Source organism: Cellulosimicrobium sp. 22598, assembly GCF_052044445.1.
In the GTDB taxonomy this organism is placed as follows: Bacteria; Actinomycetota; Actinomycetes; order Actinomycetales; family Cellulomonadaceae; genus Cellulosimicrobium; species Cellulosimicrobium cellulans_G.
The window spans coordinates 147,893-163,725 of sequence record NZ_JBQEMZ010000002.1; the positions used below are offsets into that span (position 1 = coordinate 147,893).

Consider the following 15,833-nt stretch of genomic DNA (forward strand, 5'->3'; position numbering starts at 1 on the left):
CCGTTCCGTGACCACCCGCTCCCCCGTCCGACGCCCGTGGACCAGGACGTGCCGCAGGCGTGACCACCCTGCGAGACGGCGGCCGGGACCCGCGAGCGCGCCGGACGGTGGCCCGTACCCTCGGCGACCGTGACCACACCTGAGGATCTGACCGTCCTTCGAGCGCTCCACTCGACGCCGTCGCGCCGCTACCTCGCGCCGGACCCGGTGCCGGACGACGTGCTCGACGCGATCCTCGACGCCGCGGTCCGCGGCCCCAGCGGGGGCAACCGCCAGCAGTGGGCGTGGGTCGTCGTGCGGGACCCGGCGACCAAGGCGCAGGTCGCCGAGTGGTACCGCGAGGGATGGCGTGCCGCGTACGGAGACCGGCGCGACGCCGTCCTCGGAGCCGCGACCGACGACGCGGGCGTGAGCGACGCGGGCTTCCGCGCCGTCGAGCACCTGGCCCTGCACCTGGAGGAGGCACCGGTGTGGGTCGTACCGGTGCTGCGGAACGCGGCGGGCTCGACGGACCCCCGGCTCGGCGCCTCGATCTACGGCGCGGTGCAGAACCTCGTGCTCGCCGCCCGGGCCTACGGGCTGGGGACGACGCTCACGACCTTCCACACGGTCCGCGAGACCGACGTCGCCGCGCTGCTCGGCCTGCCCGACGACGCCCTGACGATGGGCCTGGTCCCGCTCGGCTACCCGGCTCGCGGGCGCTGGTCCGAGCCGCGCCGTCGGCCCCTCGCGGAGGTCGTCCACCGGGACCGGTGGGAGGGCTGAGCGCACCTGGAAGAGGCGCGCGCCCGCGAGCGTTCGCCCCCGAGGAGACGCACGGTCGGACGACCGTGACGACGGCACGCACCCGGGCGACCGGGCGAGGAGGAGCACGATGACCGCGACGAGCACGCAGACCGGCGCCACCGGCGTCGACGACGCCGCCCTGGACAACCCGTCGTGGAGCGCCCTCACCGGCGCCCACGCGCACCTCGCCGAGGGCGACGACCTCGCGCGGCGCTACCCGGCCGACGTCTCGCCCATCACGGGCGTGCGCTCGTGGGACGAGCCCGGGGTGTGGGACGCGATCGCCACGCTCGTCGGGCCGGGCGGACGCTTCTCGGCGCCGCCCCAGGGCGTCGACCTGCCGACGGGCTGGACGCTCGAGGCCCGCGTGGAGGGGGTCCAGCTCGTCGAGACCGAGCGCCTGGTCACCCGTCCCGACCCGGAGGCGGTCGTGCTCGGTGCGGCCGACGTGCCGGACATGCTCGCGCTCGTCGAGCGCAGCCGGCCGGGGCCGTTCGAGGCGCGCACCTACCTGCTCGGGCGCTACGTCGGGTTCCGGGACGACGCCGGCCGGCTCGTCGCGATGGCGGGCGAGCGCCTGCACCCCGCAGGCTGGACGGAGATCAGCGCCGTGACGACCGACGCCGCGCACCGGGGACGCGGCCTCGCGTCCCGCCTCGTCCGCGACGTCGCGTTCCACGTGCAGGAGCGGGGCGACCGCGCGTTCCTGCACGCCGCGGCCGAGAACACCGGCGCGATCGCCGTGTACGAGCGGCTCGGGTTCGCGCTGCGCCGCCGCACGAGCTTCGGGTCCCTGCTCGCGCCGGCCTGAGGCCTCAGTCCTCGATCCCGTCCACGAGCAGGGTCCGCGGGCCGGGGCCCTCGTCGGCGAGCGCGTCGTGCGGGTTGACGAGGACACACTTGCGCAGCGACAGGCACCCGCAGCCGATGCAGTCCGTGAGGTGGTCGCGCAGCCGCGTGAGCTGCTCGATGCGCGCGTCGAGGTCGGCGTGCCATCCCGCCGAGAGGCGGTGCCAGTCCTTGGCCGTCGGCGTGCGGTCGCCGGGCAGCGTCGCGAGCGCGGCGCGGATGCGCGCGAGCGGGATGCCGACGCGCTGGGACGCGCGCACGAACGCGACCCGGCGCAGCGTCTCGCGCGCGAAGCGCCGCTGGTTGCCGGGGGTCCGGCGGCTCGTGATGAGCCCCTCGCGCTCGTAGAAGTGCAGCGCGGACACGGCGACGCCGCTGCGCGCGGCGAGCTGGCCGACGGTGAGCTCGTCGCTCGGGGACGGGACGTCGTCGGGCACGCGGGCTCCTCGCCGGACGGCCGCCGCGCGGCTCGCGGCGGACTGCTTGACCTCAACATTTGTTGAGGTTCGAGACTAGCAGGGCGCGCCCGGACCGGGTCGCGTGCCGCCGCTCCGGCGCGGCCCGTCGCCACTAAGGGAGCACACCCGTGGACGCCATCCGCCTGCACGCGTTCGGACCGCCCGAGAACCTCGTCCTCGACCAGGTCCCCGACCCCGTCCCCGGACCCGGCGAGGTCCTCGTCGCCGTCCGGGCGCACGGCGTCCACCTGCTCGACACCACCCTGCGTCGGGGCGAGGCGGCGGGCGGCCCGCTCCCGCTGCCCACCCTGCCCACGATCCCGGGACGCGAGGTCGCCGGGGTCGTGGAGGCCGTCGGGCCCGGGGTCGACGCGGCGTGGCGCGGGCGCCGCGTCGCGGCCCACCTCGGCGCCACGCCCGACGGCGGCGGGTACGCGCGGCTCGCCGCCGTCCCCGTCGAGCTGCTGCACCGCATCCCCGACCACGTCACGGCGCCCGACGCGATCGCGATGATCGGGACCGGCCGCACCGCCGTCGGCATCCTCGACCTCGCCGAGCTCGGCGCGACCGACACCGTGCTCGTCACCGCCGCGGCCGGCGGGCTCGGCACGCTCCTCGTGCAGAGCGCGCTCGCGATCGGCGCACGGGTCGTCGCGCTCGCCGGCGGCCCGGAGAAGGTCGCGCTCGTCCGCGGGCTCGGTCGAAAGCCGGACGCCGAGCGGCTCGTCGTGATCGACTACCGGGCCGAGGGCTGGCTCGACGAGGCGCGGGCCGCCGTCGGGCAGCACTCCCCCGACGGGGCGACCGTCCTGCTCGACGGCGTGGGCGGGGACGCAGGCACGGAGGCCGCGACGCTCCTCGCCCCCGACGCGCGTCTCGTGCTCTTCGGGTGGTCCTCGGGCGCACCGAACCGCGCCGGTGACGTCGACCACGGCGCCGGGAACGTCCCGAATCCCGGTGCGGGAGCGGTCGCGCGGGACGTACGGTGGGCCGTGGGACCCCAGGCCCGACCCTGGGGAGACCTGTTCGACCTGCAGGAGCGCGCGCTCGCGCTCGCGGCGGACGGGACGTGGCACGTCGTCACGCACCAGGTACCCCTCGCGGAGGCAGCGCGCGCTCACCGCGAGCTCGAAGCGCGCGCCACCACCGGAAAGGTCGTTCTCGTATGACGGCGGAGCCCCGCACCGACGCCGACGCGCCGACGTACGGCACCCCCGACGCCCCCGCCGTACCCGCGGCCGGCGCGGCGCTCGCCCCCGGGACCCAGCGCACCGTCCTGTTCGGCATGGTCGCGTTCGTGTTCCTCGGCGCGTTCGAGGCGCTCGCCGTCGCGACCGCCATGCCGACCGTCGCCGTCGAGCTCGACGGCCTCACCCTCTACACGCTCGCGTTCGCCGCGTCGCTCGCGTCGAGCGTCGTCGGGATGGTCGCGTCGGGCCGCTGGAGCGACCGTGCCGGCCCGACGACGCCCCTGTGGACCGGCATCGGGCTCTTCCTCGCGGGCCTGCTGGTGGCGGGACTCGCGCAGGACATGCTCGTCCTCGTCGCGGGCCGCGTGCTCCAGGGCGTCGGGACGGGCCTGTACATCGTCGCGCTCTACGTGCTCGTGGCACGCGTGTTCCCCACCGACCGGCGGCCGAAGGTCTTCGCCGCGTTCGCCGCCGCGTGGGTCGTCCCGTCGATCGTCGGCCCGGCCATCGCGGGGCTCGTCGTCGAGCACGTCGGCTGGCGCTGGGTCTTCCTCGCGGTCCCGGTGCTCGCCGTCCCGGCGCTGATCCTCATGCGCCCGGGGATGCGCGCCGCCCGCGGCTCGGCCCCCGACGACGCCGCGTCCCCGGCGTCCGACGACGTCTCCGCCCCGTCGGAGGACGTCCCTCCGGACGGGACCGACGACGCCGAGTCACCTCTCGACCGGACCGCGCGCCAGGCGTCGCTCGCCTGGGCCGTCGTGGCCGCCGTCGGGATCGGGGCGCTCAACTACGCGGGCCAGCTCCGCGGGCTCGGGCTCGCCGCTCTCCTCGTCGCGTCGCTCGCGGCCGTCGCGCTCGCCGTCCCGCGGCTCCTGCCCCCGGGCACGACCCGCGCCGCGCGCGGCCTGCCGAGCGTCATCGCGATCCGCGGGCTCGTCGCCGCCGCGTTCACCGGCGCCGAGGTGCTGCTCCCGCTCCTGCTCTCCCACGAGCGCGGGCTCGCGCCGTCGCTCGCCGGTGCGGTGCTCACGTTCGGCGCCGTCGGCTGGTCGACCGGGTCCTGGCTGCGCGGCCGCGCGACGTGGGGACTCCAGCACGCCGGCTACGTGCGCCTCGGCGGGACGCTCGTCGCGCTCGGCATCGGCGGCGCGGCGCTGCTCGCGTGGACCGCCGTGCCGCCCGTCGTCGGCATGGTCGCGTGGACCCTCGCCGGTCTCGGCATGGGCATGACCCACCCGACCCTGTCGGTGCTGACGCTCGAGCTCTCGCCCGTGGCGGAGCAGGGCGCCAACTCCTCCGCGCTCCAGGTCTCCGACGCCGTCGCGGCCGCCACCGCGCTCGCCGTCACCGGGTCGCTCCTGTGGGCCCTGCACCCGACGCTCGGCCTCGCGTCGTACGTCGTCTGCTTCGGCGTCACGGTGCTTCTCGCCGCCGGCGTCGCCCTCCTCGCCCCCCGCACCCGCCCGACCCTCACGAGGTAGGACCCCGGTCGGATCGAGGGAGAACGGTGGTCCGGCGAGGTAGAGCCCTGGTTCTCACTCGACCGACCAGGGCTCTACCTCGCCGGACCGGGGGTCTTGGTGGGCGGGGCCCGGGTGCTATCTCGGCGCGGCGAGGGTCGCCGCGGCGGTGGTGTAGCGGTCGAGGACGATCTCGGTGAGCCGGGGGTCGGGGGCCAGCGGGGCGGTGACGACGTCGCCGCCCGCCTCGAGGACGCGGTCGTAGAAGAAGCCCGGCGCGAGCAGGTAGGCCGCGACGACGACGCGCGCGCCCGGGGCGAGGTCGGCGCGGGCGGCGGCGACGGCGTCGGGCACGGACGGTGCGGCCATGGCGCCGTAGCCCACCGTGACGGAGTGGGGGACGCGCTCGCGGAGCCGTGCGGCGAGCTCCTCGACGTCGCGCGCGGCGCCGGGCCGGCTGGACCCCGCGGCGGCGATCACGACGGCGTCGCCCGGGCGCAGCCCGGCCTCCGCCAGCCGCTCGGCGAGGAGGTCCGCGAGGCGCGGGTCGGGGCCGAGCGGCGTGCCTGCCGCGGCCCGACCGCTCCCGGGGCCGCGGTCCTCGACCGCCGCCGCGACGTCGACGCTCACGTGGAACCCGCCGGAGAGCAGCAGCGGCACGACGACCGCGTCGCCCGGCCGTGCGCCGTCGACCACGGAGCCGTCGGCGGTGCTCGTCGCGGAGCGTCCCGGGTCGTCCGTCGCCGCGGACGGGGCGACGACCGACGTCACGACGTCCGCGACCTCGGGCTGCTGCACGTCGACGAACGCCTCGCGGACGTCGAGGTCGGGGCGCGCGGCGCGCACGTCGTCGAGGAGCGCACGGATCACGTCGCGGCCGGTGAGGTCGCTCGTGCCGTGCGAGCAGCCGATCAGCACGGGCGCGGCGCCGAGCGTCCCGCCGTCGGCGACCTCCGGCCCGGTGTCGGACGACGCCCCCGAGCCGGGCGACGCTTCCGACGGGACAGCGCCTCCGAAGAAGGCCGGGCTCTCCGCGCTCATGCGAGCTCCAATCGATATCCGCGCTTGACGACGGTCTTGACGAGGTCGCGCCGGCCGGTCGCCTCGCGCAGGCGCGCGACGGCGACCTCGGCCGCGTGGGGGTCGCGCGAGTCGCCGGGCAGGACGTCGAGCACGTCGTCGCGCGTGACGACCTCGCCGCGGCGCGCGGCGAGGAGGCGCAGCACCTCGAGGCTGCTGGGCGAGAGGGGGAGCACCTCGCCGTCGAGCACGGCGACGCGCGAGCGGATCTGGAGCGCGCCGGCGACGGTCGCGAGCGCGACGGTCTCGGCCTGCTCGTAGTGCGCGACGAGCGTGCGCACGAGCGCACCCAACCGCCCGCGCTCGGGCTGGAGCGGAGTGACCCCGCGGTGCTCGAGCGGCTTCGCGGTGATCGGCCCGACGGCCGCCGCGACCATGGACCCGTCCCGGAACCGCGACACGACGAGGCGGCCCACGCCGTGCTCCTCGGCCGCGCTCAGCCACGCCTCGGCCCCGGGCGCGGAGGTGAACACGACGGCGTCGATCTCCCCGACGGCCGCGGCCTCGACGGACGCGCGCAGCGCCTCGGGGTCGGGCGGCGGCCCCCAGCGGTAGACGACGAGGCTCGCGACCTCGGCGCCCGCCTCGGCGAACACGACGTCGAGGCCGTCGGCCCCGGCGCCGTGGTGCTGGACGGCGATGCGCAGCCCGGCGACGCCCTCGCCGAGCAGCACGTCGGCGATCTCCGCCGAGGTCTCGGACTCGGCGACCCAGTCGGCCGTGAGCCCGGCGGCCTGGATCGCGCCGCGCGCCTTGGGCCCGCGCGCGACGATCCGCGCGTCGGCGAGCACCTCGAGCAGGCGGTCGGCGAGGCCGTGCGCGTCGGCGGCCTCGACCCACGAGCGGAAGCCGATGCCGGTCGTCACGACGACGACGTCCGGCGGGTGCTCGACGAGGTCGCGCGTCCCTGCGAGGAGCTGCTCGTCGTCGGCGTGCGGGATCATGCTCAGCGCGGGCGCGTGGCGGACCTCGGCACCCCGGCGCTGGAGGGCGGCGGCGAGCTCGCTCTTGCGGCGGTCGGCCGTGACGAGCACGGTGCAGCCGGCCATGACCTGGCCGAGGGCGGGGCGGTCGACGCCAGGGTCGGACGCGAGATCGACCCGAGCGTCCGAGATCGACCCTCCGTGGGTCGACGTCGCGACGGGCGGGTCGATCTCAGTGCTGCCGGTCACGCGACCGTCGCCGGGTCGAGCCGTCCCTCGGCGGCGACGTCTCCCATGACGATGATCGCCGGGGGGCGGACACCTGCCTGGGCGGCGTGCGCCACGATCTCGCCGAGCGGGGCCCGCGTGACGCGCTGGTGCGGCGTCGAGCCGCTCTCCACGATCGCGACGGGCAGCGCGGGGTCGGCCCCGGCGCCGAGGGCCTGGGCCGTGATGCGTGCGAGCTGCGAGACACCCATGAGGACCACCAGCGTAGCCGTGCGGTCGCGCACCCCGGCCAGCGCGGCGGCGTCGAGCCCGTCGTGCCCGCTGATCACGTGGAACGCGGCCACCGTCCCCCGGTGCGTGAGCGGGATGCCCGCCAGCGCGGGGACGCTCAGCGCGCTCGACACGCCCGGCACGACGTCGACCGGCACGCCCGCCTCGCGGCACGCGATCACCTCCTCGCCGCCGCGCCCGTAGACGAACGGGTCGCCGCCCTTGAGCCGCACGACGCGCCGTCCGCGCTGCGCCTGCTCCACGAGGATCGCGTTGATCTCGTGCTGCGGCACCGGGTGGTTGCCGGGCGTCTTGCCGACGTCGATCACCTCGACACCGGGCGCGAGCTCGTCGAGCACGTCGACCGGCCCGAGCCGGTCCGCGACGACGACGTCCGCCTCCGCGAGCGCCCGGCGCCCCCGGAGGGTGAGCAGGTCGACGGCGCCCGGCCCGCCACCGACGAGCGTCACGCGCCCGAGCCCGCCGTCGGCCGGCCGGTGGCGCCGCTGGTCGGCGCCGCCGGAGCGCAGGTGCTCGGCGATCGCGTCGCGCACCGCGCGGGCCCGCCGCGGGTCCGCGCCGCGCCGCTCGGCCGCGCCGTCAGCCGCTCGTCGCGCCCCAGCGCGGCGGTCCGGCGACAGGTGCGCCGCGGGGACGTCCGTGACGACCCCGACGAGCACGTCGCCGCTGTGGGTCGTCGCAGGCGTGCGCGCGGTGCCCTCGTGCGCGGCCCCGGCGTTGACGCACCAGGTGCGGCGCGCGGCCGCCCACGCGGCGACGTCGCGGTTGGTCCCCGAGTCGTCCGTCGCCGCGAGCACGAGCCACGCGTCCTCGACGTCGGACTCGCGCACCTCGCGCGGCGCCCAGGTGACGCCCCCTCCGCCGGGTGCGGGGTGTCTGTCGTCCCGAGGACGGATCGACGACAGATACCCCGCACTCAGCGAGGCCGCGACGAGGTCGCGCAGGTCCTCGCAGACCTGCGGCGCGACGACGCGGACGTGGGCGCCGTCGTCGGCCATGGCCCGCGCACGGCGGGCGGCGACGGGCCCGCCGCCCGCGACGAGGACCGTGCGCCCGGCGAGGTCGAGGCCCAGGAGCGTCGTCACGGCGCACCGTCCGAGGCGTCGTCGGCCGTGGGGTCCGCGGCGGCGAGGGGGCGCGTCCCCACGTGCACGACGCCGTCGCGCACCTCGGCGGGCCACGTCGCCAGGTCCGGGGCGAGGCCCTGGACCGGGACGTACCCGGCGGCCTCGAGGCAGCGCCCGGTCGCGAGGTCGAAGACCTGCTTGTACATGGGCCCGGCGACGGTCGGGACGCCGCCGCGCGTCCCGACGATCCCGCGCGACATGACGTTCGCCCCCGAGTACGGGTCACGCTGCTGCACGACGCGCACCGTGTCGTCGGGGAGGCGGAACAGGGCGACCTGCACCCCGCCCACGAGGGCGGCGACGCCGCGCTCGACGAGGAGGTCGCGCAGCAGGCACACCCGCTCCCACTCCGCGGTCGCCGACGTGGCCGTCTCCCCGGGGGGCACGGCCTGCTCTGCGGACACGACGCTCATCGACGGACCTCCAGGGTCGTGCCGGCGATCACCACGGGGCCGGCGGGGACGGTGGCGAGACCCGCGGCACGGGCCTCCTCCAGGGCGGCGCGCTCGTCCGCCGTCGCGGGCCGGATCTGGCCGCGCTCGGTGACGTACGCGAGGTCGGGGTCGGGCTCGGCGGGCGCGTTGACGAACGAGCCGAAGCGACGCAGCTTCTCCGGGTCCTCGAGGACCGCGCGCCACTCGTCCTCGTAGTCGCCGACGTGGCGGGCCATCGCGGCGTCGAGGTCGGCGCCGAGGCCGAGCGAGTCCTCCACGATCACCTCGCGGATCGCGTCGAGGCCGCCCTCGTAGTCCTCGACCCACGCGGCCGTGCGCTGAAGGCGGTCGGCCGTGCGGACGTAGTACATGAGGAAGCGGTCGATGGTCCGGACGAGCGCCTCGTCGTCCAGGTCCTCGGCGAGGAGCTGCGCGTGCCGGGGCGTGAACCCGCCGTTGCCGCCGACGTAGACGTTCCAGCCCTTGTCCGTCGCGATGACGCCGACGTCCTTGCCGCGCGCCTCGGCGCACTCGCGCGCGCACCCGGAGACGCCGAGCTTGAGCTTGTGGGGCGAGCGCAGCCCGCGGTAGCGCAGCTCGAGCTCGACGGCCATGCCCACCGAGTCCTGCACGCCGAACCGGCACCACGTGGACCCGACGCACGACTTCACGGTGCGTAGCGACTTGCCGTACGCGTGCCCCGACTCGAACCCGTGCTCCACGAGCCGGCGCCAGATGTGCGGGAGCTGCTCGATGCGCGCGCCGAACATGTCGATGCGCTGTCCGCCCGTGATCTTCGTGTAGAGCCCGAAGTCCTTGGCGACCTGGCCGATGACGAGCAGCCCGTCGGGCGTGATCTCGCCGCCGGGGATGCGCGGGACGACGGAGTACGTGCCGTCCTTCTGCATGTTCGCCATGACGTGGTCGTTGGTGTCCTGGAGCGTCGCCTGCTCGCCGTCGAGGATGTGCCCGTTGCCGAGCGACGCGAGGATCGACGCGATCGTGGGCTTGCAGATGTCGCAGCCGCGCCCGGCGTCGCGGACGAGCACGGCGCCGTGGGTGTCCGTCACAGGTTCCGGCACACGACCGAACCGCCCGACGATCTCGCTGAACGTGTGCAGGTCCGCGACGCGCACGGCGTCGAAGAGCTGCGCACGGGAGAGGTCGAAGTGCTCGCACAGCGCGTTCGAGACCTCGACGCCGGCCCGGGCGAGCTCGGTCGTGGTGATTTTCTTGACGAGCGGCAGGCACGACCCGCAGCTCGTCCCCGCGCGCGTGCACGCCTTGACGCCCGCGAGGTCGGTGCACCCGTGCTCGGTGACCGCGCCGCGGATCGTGCCCGCGCTGACGTTGTTGCACGAGCAGACCGTGGCGTCGTCGGGCAGCTCGAGGCTCGGCGCCCCGCCCCCGGACCCCTCGGGGAGCAGGAACAGCCCCGGGTCGCCGGGCAGCTCCGTCCCCAGCATCGGCCGCAGCGACGCGTACGGCGCCGCGTCGCCGACGAACACGCCGCCCAGGAGCGTGCGCGCGTCGTCGGACAGGACCAGCTTCTTGTAGACGCCCGCGACCGGGTCGGCCCAGACGAGCTCCATCGCGCCCTCGGCGCGGCCGAACGCGTCGCCGAAGCTCGCGACGTCGACACCCTGGAGCTTGAGCTTGGTCGCCGTGTCCGCGCCCGGGAACGTCGCCTCGCCGCCGAGCAGGCGGTCCGCGACGACCTCCGCCATGGCGTAGCCCGGCGCGACCAGGCCGATGCACCGACCCTCGATGCACGCGACCTCGCCCACGGCCCACACGTGCTCGTCCTCGGTGCGGCACGCCAGGTCGACGACGGCGCCGCCCCGCTCCCCGATCGCGAGCCCTGCCGAGCGCGCGAGCTCGTCGCGCGGTCGCACGCCCGTCGCGACGACGACGACGTCCACGTCGAGCCGGCCGCCGTCGGCGAAGTCGAGCCGGCCCACGTGGCCGGTCTTCCGGGAGACCTTCATCTCCTGGGTCCCGGTGCTGCAGCGGACCGCGATGCCCATGCCGTTGATGAGCCGCTTGAGCGCCTCGCCGCCGCCCAGGTCGATCTGCGCGTCCATCAGGTGCGTGCCGAACTGGATGACCGTGGCTTGCGCGCCGAGCGCCTTGAGCGCGCCCGCCGCCTCGAGGCCCAGGAGGCCGCCGCCGATCACCGCGCCGCGGACGGGGCGCTCCCAGCCGCCCTCGGTCGTCGCGTGCCGACGCTTCTCCTCGACCCACCCGCGCAGGGCCGCGACGTCGTCGATCGTGCGGTAGACGAACACGCCCGGGAGGTCGTTGCCCGGGATGGGGGGCATCGCGGCGCTCGACCCCGTCGCGAGGACGAGCTCGTCGTAGGCGTGCACCCGTCCGAGGCGGTCGGTGACGGTCTGCGCGTCGCGGTCGATCGACGTCACCGCGCAGTCGCGGTACAGCGTGACGAGCGGGTCGTCCCACAGGGCCGGGTCGCCGAGCGTGAGCTCCTCGGCGTCGCGGGCCGAGAAGTAGCTCGTCAGGGCGACGCGGTCGTACGGCTTGCGCGGCTCCTCGGCGAAGAGCGAGACGCGCCACGCGCCGTCGGTGTCGCGGGCACGCAGCGCCTCGACGAGCCGCTGGGCGACCATGCCGCCGCCGACGACGACGAGGTGCCGGGGGGCAGCGGGAGCGCTGTGCGCGGGGGCGGGATCGGTCTGAGGTCCGGTCACGTCGGGCTCCTGGGGCGTCGGGGCAGATCGGTCACCCGCCCGCGGGTCCGACGAGGGCTCCCGGGACGGTGCTGACGACGCTACGGACAGGCGGTTTCGCGGCCGTGCCCCGTCCGTTGCCCGTCCGTAACGGTGTTCTCACCCGGCGCCGCACCGCCGTGTGAGGTCGGCGGAGCGGGGCGAGATCGGCAGGTCGTGCCGAGATCGGCGGTCGTGACTGCCGATCTCGACGAGGCCCGCCGATCTCACATGCCGAGGCCGACGGGCGTCGGTGCTGCCTCGTCCTTCGGCTGGTCCGGGTCCGCCTTCGCGAGCCAGTCGACCAGACCGCACACGACGTCCCTGCAGCCTCCGCAGCCCGTCGTCGCGCGCGTGGCACGCGCGACGTCGTCGACGCTGCGGGCGCCGTCGTGCCAGCACCCGACGACGTCGCCCTTGGTCACGCCGTTGCACGTGCAGACGGTCGTGCGGTCGGGCATGTGGGTCGGGGACGACGCCGGCGCGGGGGCCTGCGCGACAGGGCGCAGCAGCAGGTGAGCCGGGTCCGCGGGGACCGGGACCCGGCGGGTGTACGTCGCGGTGAGGTCGGCGCCCACCTCGGGCGCGCCGACGCACGTCGCGCCGACGAGCAGGCCGTCCGCGACGACGACCTCGACGTGCCGCCCCGACGCGGGGTCGCTCAGCGTCACGGAGCGGTGCGCGGGGTCGGGCGCCCGCCGCTCGCCGCACACGCCCATCGTCACGATCTCCAGCCCCGCCGCCTTGACGCGCACGACGTCGGTCCCGGCCCTCGGGCGCTCGTCCACACCGGGGTTCCCGGGACCAGGAGGGCGCGGACGACCCGTGGACCCGGGACCGGCAGGGTGGGCGGCGACCCCGGACAGGCCCGGTGCCGACGGCCCGGGCGGCTCCCCGAGCGGGCGCGCGACGACGTTCATGGCGAGGCGCAGCGCCATGCTCGGCCGGTCGGCGTCGACCCCCAGGCGGACCCGTGGGCGCCCCGACGCCGCCCCCTGCGCGGCGTCCGGGTTCACCGCGCCGCCCCGGTCGGTCGAGCTCGCGCACCGCTCCGCGAGGTGGTCGGCGAGCCGGCGCGACTGGTCCCAGCCCTGCGCGATCAGCCCGGTGCCGCCCTCGGGCGGCTGCGCGCAGTCGCCGATCGCGAACACGCGCGGGTCGTCGGGGCTCGCCAGGTCCGGCCCGACGACGACGCCCCGGTCGACCGCGAGGCCCGCCGCACGCGCGAGCCCGGCCTCGGGCACGGTGCCGCACGCGAGCACGAGCAGGTCGGCCTCGATGCCGACGAGCCGCGTCGCGTCGTCCCCCGCGCCCCCCGCCGGGCGGGCCGACGGGCCGGCGGGAGCCCCGCCGTCGGGCACGCGGAGCGTCACGCCGCGCACGGAACCCGACTCCACGAGGACGCGCTCGGTGCGCGCGCGCGTCCAGGTCCGCACGCCGAGACCCGCGAGGCTGCGCGCGACGACGCCGCCCGCGGTGCGGTCGAGCTGGCGGTCCATGACGCTCGCACCCCCGTGCACGAGGCTCACCGCGACGCCACGACGTGCGAGCCCGCACGCGACCTCGAGCCCGAGCACGCCCGCCCCGACGACCACGGCGTGCCGCGCGTTGACCGACGCCGCGACGATCTCGCGCGCGTCGTCGAGCGTGCGCAGCGCGTGCGCGCCACGAGGCAGGCCGCCCGGGAGGTCCGTCAGGCCCGGCAGGTCGGGGACCCGCGCGGCCGCACCCGTCGCGAGCACGACGACGTCGTACGGGTGCGCGCCGTCGCCCGTGACGACGCGGCGCGCGGATCGGTCGATCGCGATGGCCTCGGTGCCGCGGCGCACCGTGACGCGGGCGTCGTCCGCCCCCGGCAGGCCGATCGCCGCGACGTCGACCTTGCCCGCCACGACCTCGCTGAGCAGCACGCGGTTGTACGGCGCGTACTCCTCCGCGCCGAGAACCGTGACCTCCACGGCCGACGCCCCCGCGGGCGCCCCGCAGCGCGCCACGAGGTCGCTCGCGAACCGCGACCCGACCATGCCGTTGCCGATCACGACGACGCGCGTCATGCGACCACCTCCTGCGCCGTGGACGCGCGCCGCACGTCCACGGCGCACACCTTGAACTCGGGCATGCCCGAGACCGGGTCGGTCGCGTCGGTGGTGACCCGGTTGACGCTTCCCTCCCCGCTCCAGTGGAAGGGCATGAAGACGGTGTCCGGGCGGATCCGGTCGGACCACCGCGCGACCGCCTCGATCGCTCCGCGGCGCGTCGTGAGGCGGGCGCGGTCGCCGTCGTCGACCCCGAGCCGCACGCCCAGGACCGGGTGGAGCTCGACGAACGGCTCCGGCACGAGCCGGTCGAGCTCCGGCACGCGGCGCGTCTGCGCGCCCGACTGGTAGTGCTGCAGCACGCGACCCGTGACGAGGTAGAGCGGGGCGTCGGCGCGCACGTCGTCGCTCGGTCCGACGTGGTCGACCACGACCATCCGCGCGCGCCCGTCCGGGGTCGCGAACCGGTCGAGGAACAGCCGCGGGGTCCCCGGGTGGTCCGCGGTGGGCACCGGCCAGTGCAGCCCCGGGCCGCCGTCGTCCTCGTCCGCGTCGAGACGCGCGTGGCTCAACCCCGCGTAGTCGGCCACCCCGCCCGCGGACGCGCGCGCGAGCTCGTCGAAGACGACGGCGGGGTCCGTCGGGAAGGAGACGGACGAGCCCAGTCGGCGCGCGAGCTCCGCGAGGATCCACAGCTCCGAGCGCGCCTCCCCGGGCGGGTCGACCGCGCGACGGCGCCGGATGACCCGCCCCTCGAGCGACGTCATGGTGCCCTCCTCCTCGGCCCACTGCGTCACCGGCAGCACGACGTCCGCGAGCAGCGCCGTCTCCGACGGCACGAGGTCGCACACCACGAGCAGGTCGAGGGCACGCAGGTTCGCGGCGACCTGGTCCGCGTCCGGCGCGCTGACCACGACGTTCGACCCGTGCACGAGCAGCGCGCGCGGGCGCCCGTCCTCGGCGTAGGTGGTCCGCGCACCGGTCGGCCCGGGCCGGGCGCCGAGCGCGCGCAGGAGCCTGACGGCGGGCATCCCCGGGCCCGGGATCGTCTCCGGGTCCACGCCCCACACGGCCGCGACGTGGGCACGGGCCGCCGGGTCGTCGATCCTGCGGTAGCCCGGGAGCTGGTCGGCCTTCTGGCCGTGCTCGCGCCCGCCCTGCCCGTTCCCCTGGCCGGTGATCGCGCCGTACCCGGAGCCGACGCGTCCCGGCAGGCCGAGCGCGAGCGCGAGGTTGATCGCGGCGGTCACCGTCGCGGTGCCCTGCGACGACTGCTCGACACCCCGCCCCGTCAGCACGTACGCGCCGGCGCCGCCGTGGACGGGCGACGCCGCGGCGAGCAGCCGGGCCACGTGCCGCAGCCGGTCCGCCGGTACCCCGCACACCGTCTCCGCACGCTCGGGCCACCACGCCATGACGGATCGCCGGACGTCGTCGAACCCCGACGTGCGCGCGGCGAGGTACTCCGCGTCCGCGAGCCCCTCCGTGACCACGACGTGCAGCAGCGCGAGCAGCACGACGAGGTCGGTCCCGGGCACGGGCTGGAGGTGCACGCCCTGGTCGCCCACCGGCCCCGCGCCCGGAGGCGGGACCAGCCGCCCCGGCGACCGACCGTCGTCGGGAACGGCACGCTGCCCGACGACGTCCGCCGGCTCTCCCGTGAGCGCCGCGGTGGCGCTGCGGCGCGGGTCCACGACGACGAGCCCGCCGCGCGAGCGCACGCTCGCGAGGTGCTGGACCGACGGCGGCATGGTCTCGGCGAGGTTGGAGCCGAGCAGGAGCACGGCGTCGGCCCCGCCGAGGTCGGCGAGCGGGAACGGCAGCCCGCGGTCGACGCCGAACGCCCGGTTCGCCCCGGCTGCCGCCGACGCCATGCAGAAGCGCCCGTTGTAGTCGATGTTCGCGGTGCGCAGGACCGTCCGCGCGAACTTGCCGAGCGCGTACGCCTTCTCGTTCGTCAGCCCGCCGCCGCCGAACACGGCGACGGCGTCCCGCCCGTGCTCGGCCTGCACCCGGGCGATCCCGGCCACCACGACGTCCAGCGCCTCGTCCCACGACGCCGGGTGCAGCGCGTCGTCGCTCCCGCGCAGCAGCGGGGTCGTGATCCGGTCCGCCGCGCGGAGGACCGTCGCGCTCGTCCAGCCCTTCTGGCACAGCCCACCCCGGTTGGTGGGGAAGTCGCGCGGGGCGACGGTGACCGGGAGCGGTCCTGCGCCGGGCGTCAGGGACATGCCGCACTGGAGCG

The 15,833-nt window shown here is 76.6% G+C and carries 12 protein-coding genes; 4 read left to right on the plus strand and 8 right to left on the minus strand.

Going from position 1 to position 15,833, the window contains the following annotated elements; genetic code table 11:
- Window positions 1–129 precede the first annotated feature (129 nt).
- Both ACTJIY_RS03170 and ACTJIY_RS03175 read left to right on the plus strand, forming a co-directional pair.
- Complete coding sequence (locus tag ACTJIY_RS03170; RefSeq protein ID WP_440673358.1) at window positions 130–765, plus strand: nitroreductase family protein; 636 nt, start codon at window positions 130–132, stop codon at window positions 763–765.
- A gap of 109 nt (window positions 766–874) precedes the next feature.
- Window positions 875–1,597 carry a GNAT family N-acetyltransferase gene (locus tag ACTJIY_RS03175; protein ID WP_440673357.1) on the plus strand — a complete coding sequence of 241 codons (723 nt, stop codon included), beginning with the start codon at window positions 875–877 and terminating at the stop codon, window positions 1,595–1,597.
- A 4-nt stretch (window positions 1,598–1,601) separates the two neighbouring features.
- On the opposite strand, the gene soxR is transcribed toward ACTJIY_RS03175, so the two are convergent.
- The gene (gene soxR, locus ACTJIY_RS03180) at window positions 1,602–2,072 is read right to left on the minus strand and encodes a redox-sensitive transcriptional activator SoxR (RefSeq protein WP_253052128.1); all 471 of its coding nucleotides are present in this window, start codon (window positions 2,070–2,072) and stop codon (window positions 1,602–1,604) included.
- A gap of 149 nt (window positions 2,073–2,221) precedes the next feature.
- Here soxR and ACTJIY_RS03185 point away from each other — a divergent pair, with 149 nt between their 5' ends.
- Together ACTJIY_RS03185 and ACTJIY_RS03190 are read left to right on the plus strand one after the other, a co-directional pair.
- Window positions 2,222–3,262: an alcohol dehydrogenase catalytic domain-containing protein gene (locus ACTJIY_RS03185; RefSeq protein WP_440673356.1), complete on the plus strand. Its 1,041-nt coding sequence runs from the start codon at window positions 2,222–2,224 to the stop codon at window positions 3,260–3,262.
- Window positions 3,259–4,764 (plus strand): MFS transporter, encoded by a 1,506-nt coding sequence (locus tag ACTJIY_RS03190; protein WP_353707218.1) that lies wholly within the window; start codon window positions 3,259–3,261, stop codon window positions 4,762–4,764. Before ACTJIY_RS03185 ends, ACTJIY_RS03190 begins: the two co-directional genes overlap by 4 nt.
- A 117-nt stretch (window positions 4,765–4,881) precedes the next feature.
- Here the strand turns inward: ACTJIY_RS03190 and ACTJIY_RS03195 are convergent, their stop codons facing one another.
- From ACTJIY_RS03195 to ACTJIY_RS03225, 7 genes are all read right to left on the minus strand, one after another.
- On the minus strand, window positions 4,882–5,784 hold the full coding sequence (locus ACTJIY_RS03195) for a sirohydrochlorin chelatase (RefSeq protein ID WP_440673355.1): 903 nt from the start codon (window positions 5,782–5,784) through the stop codon (window positions 4,882–4,884).
- A complete protein-coding gene (locus ACTJIY_RS03200) occupies window positions 5,781–6,872 on the minus strand; it encodes a uroporphyrinogen-III synthase (RefSeq protein ID WP_353709557.1) in 1,092 nt (363 codons plus the stop codon). Before ACTJIY_RS03200 ends, ACTJIY_RS03195 begins: the two co-directional genes overlap by 4 nt.
- A 119-nt stretch (window positions 6,873–6,991) precedes the next feature.
- A complete protein-coding gene (cobA, locus tag ACTJIY_RS03205; protein WP_440673354.1) occupies window positions 6,992–8,350 on the minus strand; it encodes a uroporphyrinogen-III C-methyltransferase in 1,359 nt (452 codons plus the stop codon).
- Window positions 8,347–8,805 (minus strand): nitrite reductase small subunit NirD, encoded by a 459-nt coding sequence (gene nirD / locus ACTJIY_RS03210; RefSeq protein ID WP_440673353.1) that lies wholly within the window; start codon window positions 8,803–8,805, stop codon window positions 8,347–8,349. Before nirD ends, cobA begins: the two co-directional genes overlap by 4 nt.
- Window positions 8,802–11,534: a nitrite reductase large subunit NirB gene (gene nirB, locus ACTJIY_RS03215; protein ID WP_440673352.1), complete on the minus strand. Its 2,733-nt coding sequence runs from the start codon at window positions 11,532–11,534 to the stop codon at window positions 8,802–8,804. Before nirB ends, nirD begins: the two co-directional genes overlap by 4 nt.
- A 245-nt stretch (window positions 11,535–11,779) precedes the next feature.
- A complete protein-coding gene (locus tag ACTJIY_RS03220) occupies window positions 11,780–13,606 on the minus strand; it encodes an FAD-dependent oxidoreductase (protein WP_440673351.1) in 1,827 nt (608 codons plus the stop codon).
- Complete coding sequence (locus ACTJIY_RS03225) at window positions 13,603–15,819, minus strand: molybdopterin oxidoreductase family protein (RefSeq protein ID WP_440673403.1); 2,217 nt, start codon at window positions 15,817–15,819, stop codon at window positions 13,603–13,605. Before ACTJIY_RS03225 ends, ACTJIY_RS03220 begins: the two co-directional genes overlap by 4 nt.
- Between the last annotated feature and the right edge of the window lie 14 nt (window positions 15,820–15,833).

What these genes read in the sequence shown, in the direction of transcription:
- ACTJIY_RS03225 (WP_440673403.1), bottom strand. Translation starts at nt 15,819, where the DNA reads ATGTCCCTGACGCCCGGCGCAGGACCGCTCCCGGTCACCGTCGCCCCG.
- ACTJIY_RS03190 (WP_353707218.1), top strand. Translation starts at nt 3,259, where the DNA reads ATGACGGCGGAGCCCCGCACCGACGCCGACGCGCCGACGTACGGCACC.
- nirD (WP_440673353.1), bottom strand. Translation starts at nt 8,805, where the DNA reads ATGAGCGTCGTGTCCGCAGAGCAGGCCGTGCCCCCCGGGGAGACGGCC.
- ACTJIY_RS03200 (WP_353709557.1), bottom strand. Translation starts at nt 6,872, where the DNA reads ATGGCCGGCTGCACCGTGCTCGTCACGGCCGACCGCCGCAAGAGCGAG.
- ACTJIY_RS03195 (WP_440673355.1), bottom strand. Translation starts at nt 5,784, where the DNA reads ATGAGCGCGGAGAGCCCGGCCTTCTTCGGAGGCGCTGTCCCGTCGGAA.
- ACTJIY_RS03175 (WP_440673357.1), top strand. Translation starts at nt 875, where the DNA reads ATGACCGCGACGAGCACGCAGACCGGCGCCACCGGCGTCGACGACGCC.
- ACTJIY_RS03220 (WP_440673351.1), bottom strand. Translation starts at nt 13,606, where the DNA reads ATGACGCGCGTCGTCGTGATCGGCAACGGCATGGTCGGGTCGCGGTTC.